13 protein-coding genes are annotated in these 13,698 nt (G+C 71.9%); 9 read left to right on the top strand and 4 right to left on the bottom strand.

What is annotated here, in order from left to right; translation table 11 throughout:
- Positions 1 to 6 precede the first annotated feature (6 nt).
- Positions 7 to 1,254 carry a winged helix-turn-helix domain-containing protein gene (locus CLV71_RS28845; RefSeq protein ID WP_133905996.1) on the top strand — a complete coding sequence of 416 codons (1,248 nt, stop codon included), beginning with the start codon at positions 7 to 9 and terminating at the stop codon, positions 1,252 to 1,254.
- Positions 1,255 to 1,291: 37 nt separating this feature from the next.
- Positions 1,292 to 2,248 (top strand): hypothetical protein, encoded by a 957-nt coding sequence (locus tag CLV71_RS28840; RefSeq protein WP_133905995.1) that lies wholly within the window; start codon positions 1,292 to 1,294, stop codon positions 2,246 to 2,248.
- 98 nt (positions 2,249 to 2,346) lie between these two features.
- Here CLV71_RS28840 and CLV71_RS28835 read toward each other — a convergent pair whose 3' ends face one another.
- Both CLV71_RS28835 and CLV71_RS28830 read right to left on the bottom strand, forming a co-directional pair.
- Positions 2,347 to 3,267 carry a DUF4097 family beta strand repeat-containing protein gene (locus tag CLV71_RS28835; RefSeq protein WP_208297796.1) on the bottom strand — a complete coding sequence of 307 codons (921 nt, stop codon included), beginning with the start codon at positions 3,265 to 3,267 and terminating at the stop codon, positions 2,347 to 2,349.
- A gap of 7 nt (positions 3,268 to 3,274) precedes the next feature.
- A complete protein-coding gene (locus CLV71_RS28830; protein WP_133905994.1) occupies positions 3,275 to 3,811 on the bottom strand; it encodes a toxin-antitoxin system HicB family antitoxin in 537 nt (178 codons plus the stop codon).
- 110 nt (positions 3,812 to 3,921) lie between these two features.
- Between CLV71_RS28830 and thyX the strand changes: the two genes are divergently transcribed.
- The gene (gene thyX, locus CLV71_RS28825) at positions 3,922 to 4,674 is read left to right on the top strand and encodes an FAD-dependent thymidylate synthase (protein WP_133905993.1); all 753 of its coding nucleotides are present in this window, start codon (positions 3,922 to 3,924) and stop codon (positions 4,672 to 4,674) included.
- A gap of 5 nt (positions 4,675 to 4,679) precedes the next feature.
- Positions 4,680 to 5,054: an ACT domain-containing protein gene (locus tag CLV71_RS28820; protein WP_133905992.1), complete on the top strand. Its 375-nt coding sequence runs from the start codon at positions 4,680 to 4,682 to the stop codon at positions 5,052 to 5,054.
- Between the two features lie 197 nt (positions 5,055 to 5,251).
- Here the strand turns inward: CLV71_RS28820 and CLV71_RS28815 are convergent, their stop codons facing one another.
- The gene (locus CLV71_RS28815) at positions 5,252 to 6,289 is read right to left on the bottom strand and encodes a DNA polymerase IV (protein ID WP_133905991.1); all 1,038 of its coding nucleotides are present in this window, start codon (positions 6,287 to 6,289) and stop codon (positions 5,252 to 5,254) included.
- 22 nt (positions 6,290 to 6,311) lie between these two features.
- Here CLV71_RS28815 and CLV71_RS28810 point away from each other — a divergent pair, with 22 nt between their 5' ends.
- From CLV71_RS28810 to CLV71_RS28790, 5 genes are all read left to right on the top strand, one after another.
- Positions 6,312 to 7,754 carry a serine/threonine-protein kinase gene (locus CLV71_RS28810; RefSeq protein ID WP_424923914.1) on the top strand — a complete coding sequence of 481 codons (1,443 nt, stop codon included), beginning with the start codon at positions 6,312 to 6,314 and terminating at the stop codon, positions 7,752 to 7,754.
- Between the two features lie 12 nt (positions 7,755 to 7,766).
- Complete coding sequence (locus CLV71_RS28805) at positions 7,767 to 8,393, top strand: TIGR03085 family metal-binding protein (RefSeq protein WP_133905989.1); 627 nt, start codon at positions 7,767 to 7,769, stop codon at positions 8,391 to 8,393.
- Between the two features lie 71 nt (positions 8,394 to 8,464).
- Positions 8,465 to 9,916, top strand: coding sequence for a serine/threonine-protein kinase (locus tag CLV71_RS28800; protein WP_243866759.1), 1,452 nt, complete (start codon positions 8,465 to 8,467; stop codon positions 9,914 to 9,916).
- A gap of 67 nt (positions 9,917 to 9,983) precedes the next feature.
- On the top strand, positions 9,984 to 10,994 hold the full coding sequence (gene dapA, locus CLV71_RS28795; RefSeq protein WP_133905987.1) for a 4-hydroxy-tetrahydrodipicolinate synthase: 1,011 nt from the start codon (positions 9,984 to 9,986) through the stop codon (positions 10,992 to 10,994).
- A complete protein-coding gene (locus CLV71_RS28790; protein WP_133905986.1) occupies positions 10,994 to 12,670 on the top strand; it encodes a ribonuclease J in 1,677 nt (558 codons plus the stop codon). Before dapA ends, CLV71_RS28790 begins: the two co-directional genes overlap by 1 nt.
- Here CLV71_RS28790 and CLV71_RS28785 read toward each other — a convergent pair.
- Positions 12,657 to 13,634 (bottom strand): EamA family transporter, encoded by a 978-nt coding sequence (locus CLV71_RS28785; RefSeq protein WP_133905985.1) that lies wholly within the window; start codon positions 13,632 to 13,634, stop codon positions 12,657 to 12,659. The genes CLV71_RS28790 and CLV71_RS28785 overlap by 14 nt on opposite strands.
- Between the last annotated feature and the right edge of the window lie 64 nt (positions 13,635 to 13,698).

Raw genomic sequence — 13,698 nt, 5'->3', positions numbered from 1 at the left:
TCCGTCATGAACGTCACGACCACGCTCAGCGCCGACGCCGCGCGGCGGATCGCGCTGGGCGCGCAGGGCTTCACCGATGCCCGGCCCGGGGGAGAGGTGTCACGGCGACACCTGCGCAGGGTGCTCGACCGGGTGCGGCTGATCCAGCTCGACTCGGTGAACGTCGCGGTCCGTGCGCACTACATGCCGCTGTTCAGCAGGCTGGGTGCCTACCCGGTCGACCTGCTGGACGAGGCCGCGTGGACGCACCGGGCGCGCCGCCCTCGGTTACTGGTCGAGTACTGGGCACACGAGGCGAGCCTGCTCCCGGTCGAGGACTGGCCGCTGTTCCGGTGGCGGATGAGGCACTTCGAGGCCAAGTACGCCCACCGGTACGCCGCGCTGCTCAAGCGTGCCCCCGGCCTGTTCGCCGACGTGCTGGCCGCGGTCAAGGAGCTGGGTCCGGTCGGGGCTGGCGCGCTGGAGGACGAGCTGGGCCTGACCAGGGCACAGGCCAGGAAGGCGCCGGGCGGCTGGTGGAACCGCTCGGACGTCAAGCACGCCTGCGAGTGGCTGTTCTCGACCGGCGAGCTGACGACCGGAACACGCCGCAGCTTCCAGCGCCTGTACGACTTACCCGAGCGGGTGCTCCCGCCCGAGGTGCTGTCCGCACCGCCGGTCCCCGACGACGAGGCCGCGCGACGGCTGATGCTGGGCGCCGCGGTGGCGCACGGCGTCGGCACCGAACCGGACCTGCGGGACTACTACCGCCTGCCGCCCGAGCGCAGCAAGGCGGCCCTGTTCGACCTGGTCGAGGAGGGGCTGGTCGAGGCGGTGACGGTCGCGGGCTGGCGCCACCCCGCGTACCGGCACGTCGACGCGCGCACGCCTCGTGGCATCACGGGCCGGGCGCTGCTGTGCCCGTTCGATCCCCTGATCTGGCGCCGCGAGCGAACCGAACGGATCTTCGACTTCCACTACCGCATCGAGATCTACGTGCCGGAGCCCAAGCGCGTGTACGGCTACTACGTCTTCCCGTTCCTGCTGGACGGCGAGCTGGTGGGGAGGGTGGACCTGAAGACCGACCGCCCCGCGGGGGTGCTGCGCGCCCGCGGCGTGTTCGCGGAACCCGGCGTGGATACCAGGCGGGTGGGCGTGGAGCTGGCGGCAGAGCTGCGGTCGATGGCCGACTGGCTGGGCCTGGACGAGGTGGTCGCCGGCCCGAACGGCAACCTGGTGAAGGAGGTGGGCGCCGCTCTGGCGGCGAGCGGGTGAGCTAGGGTCGCGCACCTGAAAACGCTGTGGGGGCCACGTGAACACCGACGATCTCGACGATCACCCTGACTTACAGAACCTGAGGCTGTCCAGGAAGGACCAGCGAGCGGCCCAGGCGGAGGCACGACGAAGGCAACGCCAGGCGTTCGACATGCCGGCGGCGCCGTCGTTCCTGCGCCGAAACCGAACCGTGTTGGTGGTGGTCGGCGTCCTGGCGGCGCTGGTGGCGGCGAGTGTGGCACTGGTGGACCGCGCGCGTCCGGATGCGGCTCCGACCGTCAGGAACACGCTGGTGGCCGAGTCGCCGAGCGTGGACCTGGCGCACCCGTTCACGGGCACACCGGCCGCCGACTGGGCGGATGGCGTGGCGGGCATAGCGCCGCCGGCCGCCGCACCGGTGGGCTCGTACGGGGCCGACCAGGTGGCAGCGGGCTTCGAGCGTGTCCGGCAACTGCTGGTGACCGAGCGTCTGGATCCCGCCGTGCTGACCGGCCACGACTTCGGCCGCGTACTGACGCTCCTGGCGCCGAGGGCCCGGTCCGAGGTGGACCTGTCGACCCCGTCCCAGAACGCCTACCTGACGGCGACCCGAGTCGCGGACGGCTTCACGCTGCTGCCGGTCCCGCCGAAGGTGACGGGCACCATGTCGGCGGAGCAGGCCCCGGACGGTGCGCTCGTGGTGCACACGAACTACGTGTTCGCCTACGCCTTCGCACCCGAGGACCCGGACGAGATCACCAACCCGATGGAGATCGTGACGGTGGACCGCTTCGAGACCGACTACACGATCACCGACGAGCGCTGGACCCCCGAGGACCAGGGCGTCTGGCTGACCTCGATCCAGGGCTTCGGCTACGCGATGGCCTGCGACGCCTACGAACGAGGCGAACTCGCCCCCGGCTACAGCGAGCCACCGAAACCGGGCGCCGACACCATGGACAGCACGAGGGCCTTCGACCCCGACGTCCCGATCCCGACCACCTCGAACTGCTGACCGCCAGGTCGACCCGCCGAAGAGGCCTGGGCGGCGCCGCCGCGCTGGGAGCGGAGGCACCACCCAGGCCAGCCCCTCGGTCGGGCTCGGTGGGCGCCCTACTCGGCGGCCGTCGTGACCAGTGCGCCGCCGGAGCCGCTCCGGCCCCGGACACGCAGCGCGGGCTTGCTCACCGGCGGCGAGTTCGTCAGTTCCAGCTCACTGCGGACCTCACCCGAGCCGGACGACAGGTCGACCTCCGCCGGACTCCCCCTGCGGACACCGACGTGGATGGCACCGGACCCGGTGTGCAGCTCCAACTCCCCGGACGCGGCGTTCGCGATGGTCACCCTGCCACTCCCGGTGCGCGCGAGGACGTCACCGGTCACCGCGCCGAGCCAGACGTCGCCGCTGCCGGTCACGACCGTGCTGGCAGCTCCGATGGCGGACACCTCGATGTCGCCCGTGCCCGACTTGGCCCGCAGGCCCGCGACCATCGGCCCCAGGCGGACCGTGCCGGAGCCCGTGTCGACCTTCGCCGAGCCCTCGGCCTGGTCCGTCGTGATGCGGCCCGAGCCCGTGTGCAGCGCGAGACGCCCCGCACGGCCCGAGACGGTCACGTGCCCGGCGCCACTGGACGCCTCGACGTGCGACCCGGCCGGCGCCTGCACGGACACGGCGATCGGCACGTTGCGCAGCTGCATCTCCTTCGGGGTCCGGACCACGAGCCTGCCCGCGGCGTAGTCCACGCGGGTCTGCCGCACGGCCTCGGCCTCGGCGCTGGAGTCGGCGGGCACCGTCTCGCCGAACTGGCCGCCGAACTGCGGGAACTGTGTGTTCACCCAGCTCATGATGCTGGTCAGGCCCTGCGCCCACGGGCTGCCCGCCCCCGGGTCGTGCCTGACCTCGACGTGTACCCCCGGCTCGTCGACCAGACGAACCGTGATCGTGCCGCCCCCTGTCCCGAGGTCCAGCTCGACCGGCCCCTCGGCCTCGAAGCTCTGCCGCCGCACAACCTTGTCCTCGGTTCCCTCGGTCACCGCTACCTCACCCCTCGTACCAGCCGTGCACCCTGTTCGACCCGCGTTCGGGGCCCCCGCCCCAGCCGCCGCGGTTCCACTCGCGGCTCCAGTCCTTGCCGCCGCCGAAACCGCCGCCCTTGCGGTGCAGTGCCCCCTGGACGGCCTGCTGCACGAAGGTGTTCAGCGACACCCCCTGCGCCGACGCCGCCTGCTCGGCCTTGGCCTTGAGCTGCTCGAACAGCCGCAGCGTCATCCGGCTCATGTCGCCGGACTCGTCGACGGGTGGCACGTCCTCCGTGCGCGGGTCGTCGTGCGGCGTCCCCCTGCCGGTGACGACGACCTGCACGTCCCGTCCGGCGAGCCGGACGTCGACCACGTGGTCGTCCAGCGACGCGGTCACCTCGGCGGCCAGGTCGGACAGCGCGGTCATGATGGCGAGGCGTGCGGCAGGCTCCAGGGCCGCCGCGAGCACCTCGGCCGCGCGACGGGTGTTCTCGTCGCCGGCAGACGCGGCTGTGACGAGATCCTCCCGCAACGAGGCGATATACGGTGTGAGATCCATGGTGCCATGTTGACACCACATCTGACATCACGCAAGTGTCGGCGGTGACAGCACCATCGGCGACGAGTCGTTCACCCGGGCACCCGAGTCCGGCGGTTACGCTCTTCGGCATGACGGAGACGGTGTCGCCCAGGGTCCAGCTGATCGCGAAGACGGAGTTCTTCCCGCCGGAGGACGTGCCGTGGTCGACCGACGCGGAGGGTGGCGAGGCGCTCGCCGAGTTCGCGGGCCGGGCGTGCTACCAGTCGTGGAAGAAGCCCAACCCGGCCACCGCGACCAACGCCGGCTACCTGCGCCACATCCTCGAGGTCGGACACCTGTCCGTGCTCGAGCACGGCACCGTCAGCTTCTACATCTCCGGCATCTCCCGCTCGCTGACCCACGAGCTGATCCGCCACCGCCACTTCTCCTACTCGCAGCTCTCCCAACGGTACGTCCCCGAGCGCAACGCAGCCATGGTCGAGCCGTCCGTCATCGCGAGCGACCCCGTGCTGCACGAGAGGTTCCTCGCCGCGGCCGAGGCGAGCGTCGCCGCGTACGCCGAGCTGCTCGAGGGCCTCGAGGAGCACTTCGCCGACCTCCCGAACGCGACCCTGCGCCGCAAGCAGGCCCGCCAGGCCGCCCGCGCGGTGCTCCCGAACGCGACCGAGACCCGCATCGTCGTGACCGGCAACTACCGGGCCTGGCGCCACTTCATCGCCATGCGGGCCAGCGAGCACGCCGACGTCGAGATCCGCGAGCTGGCCGTGGAGTGCCTGCGCCAGCTGCAGAAGGCCGCGACGAACGTGTTCGACGACTTCGTGGTGTCCACGCTGCCGGACGGCACAGAGGTCGCGTCCAGCCCCTTCGTCACCGAAGGCTGACGCGGGTGAAGCGGCTCGTCGTCGACGTCGCGCCGGGGGAGTACACGATCACGCGCCTGCCGCAGGGTGAGCTGCCCGGCATCCGGACGTCCGGTCTGGTCTCGGTCACCACCACGGCCGACGGGATGTCGGTGATCTGCCCGTCGAGTGCGGCGCCGCCGAGCGAGGACAGCAGGCCGGGGTGGCGGCTGTTGACCGTCCGGGGCCCGCTCGAGTTCGACCTCACCGGCATCATGGCGGCCATGGCCGGCGAGCTGGCCGCGGCGGGCGTCACCATCCTCGCCGTCTCGACCTACGACACCGACCACGTGCTGGTGCCCGCCACCGACCTCGACCGCGCCGTCGAGGCGCTCCGCGAGGCAGGCCACGAGGTCGCCTAACCCCCGCCGGCCGTACTGAAGGACGCCTTCGTAACGCCGGCCGTACTGAAGGACGCCTTCGTAACGCTGGCCGTACTGAAGGACGCCTTCGTAACGCTGGGCGTACTGAAGGACACCTTCGTAACCCTGGACGTACTGAAGGGCGCCTTCGTAACGCCGGGCGCGCCGAACGCCGGCCGTACCGAAGGACGCCTTCATTACGTTGGGGCGTGCTCGTCCGGGAACTCCGCCCGCACACCGAGCAGCCGGATCGGCCGGTCCAGGTCGAACTTGGCCAGCACCTCCAGCGCGGCCTCCTCCAGCAGCGCCGCGTCGGAAGTGGGCGCGGGCAGCGTGATGCTGCGGGTGTGCGTGAAGAACGGCGCGAACCGCACCTTCACCGCCACCCGGCTCGCCGGCCTGCCCTCGTCGACCACGTCCTCGGCCACGCGGTGGGCCAGCGCCACGACCTCCGCGGTGATGTCCGGCGGCGACGTCAGGTCCTCCTGGAACGTCGTCTCCCGGCTCCGCGACTTCGCGACGTACGGCGTGCTCGAGACCTCCGCGCTGCCCGCACCCCGCGCCAGCCCCCGGTACCAGGGCCCCATCCTCGGCCCCAGCTCCGCGGCGAGCACCGACGGGTCCGCCCTGGCCAGCTCCGCCACGGTCGCGAACCCCAGCGTCTCCAGCTTCTTGGCCGTCTTCGACCCGATGCCCCACAGCGCGGACGTCGGCCGGTTCGCCATCACCGCGAACCAGTTGACCCGCGTGAGCTTGAAGATCCCCGCCGGCTTCGCGAAACCCGTGGCGAGCTTCGCCCTCGGCTTGTTGTCGCCGATGCCGACCGAGCAGGCCAGTCGCGTCGACGACAGCACCTCCTCCTGGACCGTCCTGGCGAACGCGAACGGGTCCTCGACGTCGACGCCGAGGAACGCCTCGTCCCAGCCGAGGATCTCCACCGGCACGTCGAACGACCGCAGCACGGCCATCACCCGCGCGGACGCCTCGTCGTAGGCGCGGGCGTCGTGCGGCAGGAACACCGCGTCAGGACAACGCCGCAGCGCGAGCCGCAGCGGGATTCCCGAGTGGACCCCGAACTCCCTGGCCTCGTAGGAGGCCGTGGCCACCACCGCACGCTCGCTCGGGTCGCCCCGACCACCCACGACGACCGGTCTCCCGGCCAGCGACGGCTGCCGCAGGACCTCGACCGCCGCGATGAACTGGTCGAGATCGACGTGCAGGACCCAGGACGGCATGACGCCATCTAACATGCTGCGGGTGACCCAGCAGCCTGAACAGGTCACCCGACAAAGGGTGATCGCCGGCCGGTACACGCTCCTGCAGGAGATCGGCCGAGGTGGGATGGGCGTCGTGTGGCTGGCCGACGACCGGACCATCGGCAGGCACGTCGCCATCAAGGAGCTGCACCTGCCCGCGGGCGTGCCCGCCGAGGAGCGGCGGGTGCTGGAGGAACGCGTGCTGCGGGAGGCCCGTGCCGCAGGCCGCCTCAACGACCCTGGCGTGGTCACGGTGTACGACGTCGTCCAGGAGAACGGCGCCACGTTCATCGTGATGGAGCTGATCCAGGCCCCCACGCTCACCGCGATCGTCGAACGGCAGGGTCCGCTCTCGCAGGACGCCGTCGCGCGCCTCGCCGGGCAGCTGCTGGACGCACTGGACTCGGCCCACGCGGCGGGCATCGTGCACCGCGACGTCAAGCCGTCGAACATCATGGTCCTGGCCAACGGGCGGGTGAAGCTCACCGACTTCGGCATCGCACAGTCCACCGACGACCCGCGCCTCACCACCAGCGGCACGCTCGTCGGCTCGCCGACCTACCTCGCCCCCGAGGTGATCCGCGGTGAGCAGGCCGACGCGGGCTCCGACCTGTGGGCGCTGGCCGCCTCCCTGTTCTACGCGGTCGAGGGGCGTGCGGCGTTCGACCGCCAGACGACGGCCGCCACCATGCACGCCATCCTCAACGAGGTCCCGTACCTGACGCGCTGCCAGGGCCCGCTCGCGTCGGTGATCATGGGCCTGCTCAACGTCACGCCGCAGGCCCGTCTGAGCACCCAGCAGGTCCGCGGCCTGCTCGCCCAGGTCACGCAGCCGAACACCGACCCGCGCGGCACCGCCATGTACACGCCGCCGCCGACCACGCTCCCCGCGACCGCCGCCCCGGTCCGGCGCGGGCCGCGGTGGCCGTGGGTCGCGGTGGCGGCCGTGCTGGTCGTGGGCGCCTTCGCGGGCGGCTGGTTCGCCGGGCGCACGGGCCTCGTCGAGCCGGTCGTCGACGAGGCGAAGGGCTCGACCTACAGCTTCGGCGGCAGCGGCGCCGACATCCCGGCGTTCGAGCTTTACCAGAGCCAGTGCGCGCCTGCCCAGCTCGAGTCCGGCCGCAGCTACACCAACAGCGCGGACTGCGCCGGTCCGCACGACTTCGAGGTGCTGTACGTGCTCGACCCGTTCAACTCCGAGGACGACATCCCCTACCCGGGGCTCGCGTCGCTGAAGGCACTGGGTGAGGCGTCGTGCGCGCTGGTGTTCGGCATGGAGGACGTGATCCCGGCCGACGACCGCGGCCGGCTGCTGCACTCGTCCATCGTGCCGACGGAGGACTCCTGGGTCGGTCCGTCGTCCGACCGCGACCGGTCCATGTACTGCGTGATCTCGCGCCGCGACGGCAAGCAGCTCACCGAGCAGGTGCTTCCGCAGAACTGACAGAGTGGTGGCATGTCTGTCAGCAGCGATGAGCGTGCCGCCCTGTGTGACCTGTTCGACCGGCTCGGTCCCCACGAGCCGACCCTGTGCAGGGGGTGGCAGACAAGGGACCTCGCCGCGCACCTCGTCGTGCGTGAGCGCAGGCCGGACGCCGCGCCCGGCATCCTGCTGAAGCCCTTCGCGGGCCACACCAGGCGGGTACAGGACTCCTACGCGCGCCGCCCGTGGCGCGAGCTGGTCGACCTCGTCCGGGGCGGTCCGCCCGCGTTCTGGCCGACGCGGCTGCCTGCCGTCGACAGCGCGGTCAACAGCGTCGAGTTCTTCGTCCACCACGAGGACGCGCGCCGGGGTCAGGACGGGTGGGAGCCACGCGAGCCGGACGCCGCGCGGGACGCGGCCGTGTGGACGGGCGTGCGTCGCACGTCGCGGATGACGCTGCGCCGGTCACCCGTCGGCCTGGTACTGCGCACACCGGGCGGCGAGGAGGTCGTGGCCAAGCGCGGCCCGGACACCGTCACGGTCACCGGTCTACCCGGTGAGCTGCTGCTCTTCGTGACCGGCCGGGACGCGATCCGGGTCGGGTACGAGGGCGGTCGCGAGGCGGTCGCCGCCGTCCAGGGCCTGCGCCGAGGTTTGTAGCGCGGTCGCGGGAACCGTTCTGCCCTTCCCCCGGTCGGATGACCGAACAGGACAGTGGGAAGGACACGACGGTGACCCAGGACCAGCTGCGGGCGACCGAGCGCGTGGTCGCGGGCCGGTACTCGCTCGTGCGGGAGATCGGCCGGGGCGGCATGGGCATCGTGTGGCTCGCGGAGGACCGGACGATCGGCAGGCGCGTCGCGATCAAGGAGCTGCACCTGCCAGACGACGTCGACCCGGCCGAGCGGACCGTCTTCGAGGAGCGGGTCCTGCGTGAGGCGCGTGCCGCGGGCCGCCTCAACGACCCGGGCGTCGTCACGGTCTTCGACGTGGTGCGCGAGTCGGGCACCACGTTCATCGTGATGGAGCTGATCCAGGCCCCGACGCTGGCGCAGCTCGTCGAGCAGCGGGGCCCGCTGCCGCAGGGCGCCGTCACACGTCTGGCGGAACAGCTGCTGTCCGCGCTGGAGGTCGCGCACGCCGCGGGCGTGGTGCACCGGGACGTCAAGCCGTCCAACATCATGGTGACGCCCAACGGGCGGGTGAAGCTGACCGACTTCGGCATCGCGCAGTCCACCGACGACCCGCGCCTCACGACCAGCGGCATCCTCGTCGGCTCGCCGGTCTACATGGCGCCGGAACGCCTGCGCGGCCACGACGCGGACGCGGGCTCCGACCTGTGGTCGCTCGGCGCCGTCCTCTTCTTCGCGGTCGAGGGCTACGACGCGTTCGAACGCTCGTCGACGGCCGCGAGCATGAACGCCATCCTCAACGAGGTCCCGTTCCTGTCCCGCTGCCACGGCCCGCTGGCCGCGGTGGTCACCGGCCTGCTGAACACCCACCCGCGGGCCCGGCCGACCGCGGCCCAGGTCAGGGGCCTGCTCGCACAGGCGACGCACACGCCGCCCGCAGGCCTCACCGCGCCGGTCCCCGGCCATCCGGGCACCGCCCGCTACCAGCCGCCGCCACGGCGGCGCCGGACGAGGCCGACGGTCGTGCTCGCGGTCGTGCTCGCCGTGGCGCTGCTGGCGGGTGGCTACCTCCTGCGCGTGGCCACCGAGCCCGCCGACACCGGCCCGGTCGCCCGGGACTCGGCGCTCACCTACGGCGAGGGCGGCTACCTCCCCGAACTGACCTGGAACCCCGACTACCCGGCGGGCGGGTGCCTCAACAGCGACCTCGGCCAGGGCAGGCGGATCACCGACAGCGCCCAGGTCGAGTGCGACGACCCGCACGGCCTCCAGGTCTTCGAGACGAGGACGTTCTGGGCCAGGCCGGACGAGTACAGCACCGGCGCCGTCGACCTCGACTACCCCGGCGAGGCGGGCCTGACCGGGTACGCCGAAAGCGTTTGCACGATGGTCTTCGGGTCGAACGAGGTGCCCGACACCCGCGGCCTTCGCTACCGGGCGCTCGTACCGACGCGGAAGGGCTGGGACAGCGGTGAGCGGGAGGTCGTCTGCGTGCTCTACCACGAGAAAGGCGACCAGCTCGACAAGTCGTACGTCGCGGGCGGCGAATAGCCGGAACGTTTCCTGCCGACGACCGCTTGACAGGCGCGCCGGGCGTCGTGGAGTAGCGTCTACGGGCATGAACACGTGTCCGACCGCCAAGCCAGGAAGGCCGTTCGGCCAGGTGCTCACCGCCATGGTCTCCCCGTTCGACGCGAACGGGAAGCTCGACCTGGGTGGTGCGCAGCGCCTCGCCGCGCACCTCGTCGACCTCGGCAACGACGGTGTGGTCGTCAGCGGGACCACCGGCGAGTCGCCGACGACCTCCGACACGGAGAAGGCCGACCTCATCCGCGCGGTCGTCGACGCGGTGGGGGACCGCGCGACCGTGGTCGCCGCCGTCGGCACCTACGACACCGCACACTCCGTGCACCTCGCCCGCGAGGCCGAGCAGGCGGGTGCGCACGGGCTGCTCGTCGTCACCCCGTACTACTCACGGCCGCCGCAGGCAGGCCTCATCGCGCACTTCACGGCCGTCGCCAACGCGTCCGGCCTGCCGAACATGCTCTACGACATCCCGCCGCGCTCGGTCGTGCCCATCGAGGTCGACACGCTGCGCAGGCTCGCGGAGCACCCCAGGATCGTCGCCGTGAAGGACGCCAAGGGCGACCTCCTCGCGGGCAGCGAGGTCATCGCCAGCACCGACCTCGCCTACTACTCCGGTGACGACGCGATGAACCTCCCGTGGCTCTCGGTCGGCGGCGTCGGCTTCGTCAGCGTCATCGGGCACGTGGTCGCCGGGCGGCTGCGCCGGATGCTGGAGACCTACGAGAACGGCGACGTCGGCACCGCGCGCACTGTCCACCGTGGCCTTCTGCCGGTCTACCGGGCGATGGGTAGGGTCGGTGGCGTGATCTTCGCCAAGGCCGCGCTGCGGCTGCGCGGGCAGGACGTGGGAGACCCGCGCCTGCCGCTGCCGCCTGCCACGCCGGAGCAGTTCAAGCTGATCGCGGGTGACCTCGGCGACGCCGGGGTGCCCCTCGCGGACGCGTCGCCGTCCGACCTGGCCGCCTCGCGGGTCGCCAGGGCCGACGCGGCCGCCGCGTACGTCTCGCCAACCACTCACACGAGCGCCGGGCAGGTTCATTAGTGATTCCACAGGCTCCACCCGGTCCACTCGCCGAAGGGGGACTGCGCGTCGTCGCGCTGGGCGGGATCGGCGAGATCGGCCGCAACATGACCGTGTTCGAGTTCGGTGGGCGGCTGCTCATCGTCGACTGCGGCGTGTTGTTCCCCGAGGACCAGCAGCCGGGCGTCGACCTGATCCTGCCCGACTTCCGCGCGATCGAGTCCAGGATGGACCAGGTCGACGCGGTGGTGCTCACGCACGGCCACGAGGACCACATCGGCGCGGTGCCCTTCCTGCTGCGCCACCGGCCCAACCTGCCGGTCGTCGGGTCGCGCTTCACGCTCGCGCTGGTCGCGGCCAAGTGCAAGGAGCACCGGCTCACCCCGAACCTCGTCGAGGTAGCCGAGGGCGGCCGCGTGTCGTTCGGCGACTTCGAGTGCGAGTTCTTCGCGGTCAACCACTCCATCCCGGACGCGCTGGCGGTCGCCATCCGCACCCCCGCCGGCGTGGTCCTGCACACCGGCGACATCAAGCTGGACCAGCTGCCGCTCGACGGCAGGCTCACCGACCTCGCCGGGTTCTCCCGTCTGGGTGACGACGGCGTCGACCTGTTCCTCGTGGACTCGACCAACGCCGAGGTGCCCGGCTTCGTCATGGCGGAGCGGGAGATCGGCCAGGTACTCGACGGGGTGATCGCGCGGGCACAGCAGCGGGTGATCGTGGCGTGCTTCGCGAGCCACGTGCACCGCGTGCAGCAGGTGCTCGACGTCGCCGTGCGGCACGGCCGCAGGATCGCGCTCGTCGGCCGGTCGATGGTGCGCAACATGGGCATCGCGGCCGACCTCGGGCTCCTGCACGTGCCGGAGGGCCTGCTGGTCGACCTGGACGAGGCACTGCACCTGCCGGAGCACGAGGTGCTGTTCGTGTCGACCGGCTCGCAGGGCGAGCCGCTGTCGGCGCTGTCCAGGATGGCGCGCGGCGACCACCGGCAGATCAAGATCTTCCCCGGAGACACGGTCGTGCTGGCCAGCTCGCTGATCCCCGGCAACGAGACCGCGGTGTTCGGCGTGGTCAACGAGCTGTCCCGGCTCGGTGCCAACGTGGTCCACCAGGGCAACGCCCGGGTGCACGTGTCCGGCCACGCCTCGGCGGGCGAGCTGCTGTTCCTCTACAACGCGGTCCGGCCGTCGAACGTCATGCCGGTGCACGGCGAGTGGCGCCACCTGCGCGCCAACGCGGCACTGGCGGTCGCGACGGGCGTGCCGCCGGACCACGTGGTGATCGCCGAGGACGGCGTGGTGGTCGACCTGGTGGACGGCCGCGCCGCGATCAGCGGGCGCGTCGAGGTGGGACACGTGTACGTCGACGGCCTGTCGGTCGGCGACGTGGGCGACTCCACCCTGTCCGACCGCCTGATCCTCGGCGAGGGCGGCTTCATCGCGATCACGGTGGCCGTCGACTCGACCACCGGCCGCGCGGTGGCGCCGCCGACGATCTCGGGCCGCGGCTTCTCCGACGACCCGAAGGCACTCGACGAGGTCGTCGCGCTGGTGGAGAAGGAGCTGTCCCACTCCGAGGCCGAGGGCATCACGGACACGCACCGCATCGCCCAGTCGGTGCGGCGGGTGGTGGGCCGCTGGGTGGCCGACACCTACCGCCGTCGCCCGATGATCGTCCCGACTGTCATTCCGGTATGAGAGCGTCGCCCGGGACGACCGGGCGACGCGACGCCAGCTGCACCACGGTCGCACCGGCCAGGAGCACCACCGCGCCGACGACCTGCGCGGCCGAGAGTTCCTGGCCGAGCACCAGCCACGCGAGCACGGTCGCCACGATCGGCTCGACCACGGCGATCACGCTGACCACGTTCGCGGGCAGGAACCGCATGGAGTTGATCGACAGCAGGTAGGCCACCGCGGTGCTCACCACCGCGCACGTCACCAGCAGCACCCACACCGGCACCTGCCACCCGCCGAACGCCGCGTCGGCGCCGAGGACCTCACCCGGCAGCGACCACGGCGGTGCGATCACGCCGATCACGACCGCGCCGATGACCATGCCCCAGGTCACGAGCCCCAGCGCGGGCAGTGCGCCGACCGCGCGGCCGCCGACGAGGAAGTACGCCGCCGCGCACAGGGCCGCGCCGACGCCGAACAGCAGCCCGAGCGCGTCGAGCCGGAGGCCCTGCCACACCTCCGCGACGAGGGCGAGCCCGACCAGGGTCAGCGCGGTGCCGACCCACATCCGTGGCGGCAGCACGACCCGTCGCACGAACCGGACCCACAACGCGACCAGCACCGGCGAGGTGAACTCCAGCAGCATCGCCACGCCGATCGGGATCCGGGACACCGCGGCGAAGTACAGCAGCTGCACCGCCGCGACACCGACCAGCCCGTAGCCGAACAGCAGGGGAAGGGCGGCACGCGGCACCTTCAGCAGCGCGGGCCTGGTGAGTCCCACGAACCCCAGCAACAGCACGGCCGCGAGCGCGATCCGGAAGCTCGCGACCTGCTGCGGCGAGAGCCCGGCGTCCATCGTCGGCTTCACGAGCGGTCCCGAGGTGCCGAAACAGACCGAAGCGAACACGATGAGCGCCGTCCCACGCGTGACGGTCGAACTGGACTCACCGGTGGTCTGCGGCGAGGGAGCCGTGATCGTCATAGAGGCCCGACCCTTTCGTCAGCGGGGACTTCGTGTCACAACGCTAAGCGAATCGCCGCGGACG

The organism is Actinophytocola oryzae, from assembly GCF_004364325.1.
GTDB classification, from domain to species: domain Bacteria; phylum Actinomycetota; class Actinomycetes; order Mycobacteriales; family Pseudonocardiaceae; genus Actinophytocola; species Actinophytocola oryzae.
The sequence above is the reverse complement of the archived record's forward strand: the minus strand, read 5'-3'. Positions and strand labels throughout refer to the sequence as shown.

Coding starts and splice junctions, on each gene's coding strand:
- CLV71_RS28845 (WP_133905996.1), top strand. CDS start 7: ATGAACGTCACGACCACGCTCAGCGCCGACGCCGCGCGGCGGATCGCG.
- CLV71_RS28830 (WP_133905994.1), bottom strand. CDS start 3,811: ATGGATCTCACACCGTATATCGCCTCGTTGCGGGAGGATCTCGTCACA.
- thyX (WP_133905993.1), top strand. CDS start 3,922: ATGACGGAGACGGTGTCGCCCAGGGTCCAGCTGATCGCGAAGACGGAG.
- CLV71_RS28815 (WP_133905991.1), bottom strand. CDS start 6,289: ATGCCGTCCTGGGTCCTGCACGTCGATCTCGACCAGTTCATCGCGGCG.
- CLV71_RS28805 (WP_133905989.1), top strand. CDS start 7,767: ATGTCTGTCAGCAGCGATGAGCGTGCCGCCCTGTGTGACCTGTTCGAC.
- dapA (WP_133905987.1), top strand. CDS start 9,984: ATGAACACGTGTCCGACCGCCAAGCCAGGAAGGCCGTTCGGCCAGGTG.
- CLV71_RS28785 (WP_133905985.1), bottom strand. CDS start 13,634: ATGACGATCACGGCTCCCTCGCCGCAGACCACCGGTGAGTCCAGTTCG.